The organism is Burkholderia sp. E168m23 (genome assembly GCF_016586125.1).
GTDB lineage: Bacteria > Pseudomonadota > Gammaproteobacteria > Burkholderiales > Burkholderiaceae > Burkholderia > Burkholderia orbicola.
Genome location: NZ_BCPP01001420.1, coordinates 1 through 1,210, shown reverse-complemented (window position 1 = coordinate 1,210; position 1,210 = coordinate 1). Strand labels below are relative to the sequence as shown.

Here is a 1,210-nt window from a genome sequence, read left to right as displayed (position 1 = left end):
ACCTGACGCGCGACCACAACCGCCACGCGAAGGCCGGCAACATCAACCGCGCGCTGCCGAAGACGCACGGCGAGTACATCGCGATCTTCGATTGCGATCACGTGCCGACGCGCTCGTTCCGTAATAACTTCGTATAGCATACATTATACGAAGTTATACGACGTTTCGCGCTTGCACGCCTGTATCGCGACATGGGGTTGCCGCAGCTCGGCCGCACGGTGATGGACGACGGGCTGGCGCTGAGCGATACGCCCGAGATGCGTTACGCGAACGCGCTGTACCGCAACTCGCTCGACGATGTCGCGGGCGCTCAAGCCGCGCTGGCGCCGGTCGACGACGCGCACCGTTCGGACGGGATGCGCGCGCTGGCGCGCAAGCTCGATGCGGAAAGCGCGCTGGCCGACGCGCGCGGCGCACATGCCCGCGGCGACCGCGCGGCCTTTGCCGCCACGCTCGCGCACGCGCAGGCGAGCGCGCCGGACGATCCCGACATGCTTGCCGCGATCGGCGCGCAGTGGATCGACGCGGGCGAACCGGAGCGCGGCCTCGCGCCGCTGCGCGACTGGATCGCCGCGCATCCGCGCGAAGCCGACGCGGACGTGCGGCTGCGCTACGGCGACCTGCTCGGCCGCGCGGGGCGCGACGACGCGCTCGCCGCATGGCTCGATACGCTGCGCGGCGATCCTTCGCTGACGCCCCCGCAGACGGCGCGACTGGAGGATCAGTCGCTGCGGCTCGTGCTGCGGCAGACCGACGACGCGATCGCGCGACAGGACTATGCGCAGGCGCGCACGCTGCTCGACCGCGCGAGCCCGGCCGGCCGCGCGGACAAGCGTTATGCGCTCGAACTCGCCGATCTCGAACGCGCGCAGGGTCATTACGATGCCGCACGCGATGCGCTCGCACCGGTCGTCGCGCGCACGCCGGACGACGCCGATACGCAGCTCGCGCTGGCCCGGATCGACGAGGACAGCGGCAACCGTGCCGCCGCGCGCGAGCGCGTGCAGGCCGTGCTGGCGCGCACGCCGGACGACGACGTCGACACGCAACTGTCGGCCGTGCGCCGCCTGAACGCGCTGCGCCGGCCGGACGAAGCCGCGCAGGTGACCGAGCGGCTGCAGGCCGCGTATCCGGCCCGCGCCGACGTGACGGTCGCGGCCGGGCGCGTGGCCGAGGCGCAGGGCCGCTATGACGACGCGGCGTCGCTGTA

At 72.2% G+C, this 1,210-nt stretch carries 2 pseudogenes; both read left to right on the top strand.

Features of this window, described 5'->3' with window-relative positions:
- Positions 1-119: pseudogene (locus tag JMF90_RS40820) on the top strand (glycosyltransferase); the annotation flags it as partial.
- 42 nt (positions 120-161) lie between these two features.
- A pseudogene (locus JMF90_RS37820) lies at positions 162-1,210 on the top strand (tetratricopeptide repeat protein); the annotation flags it as partial.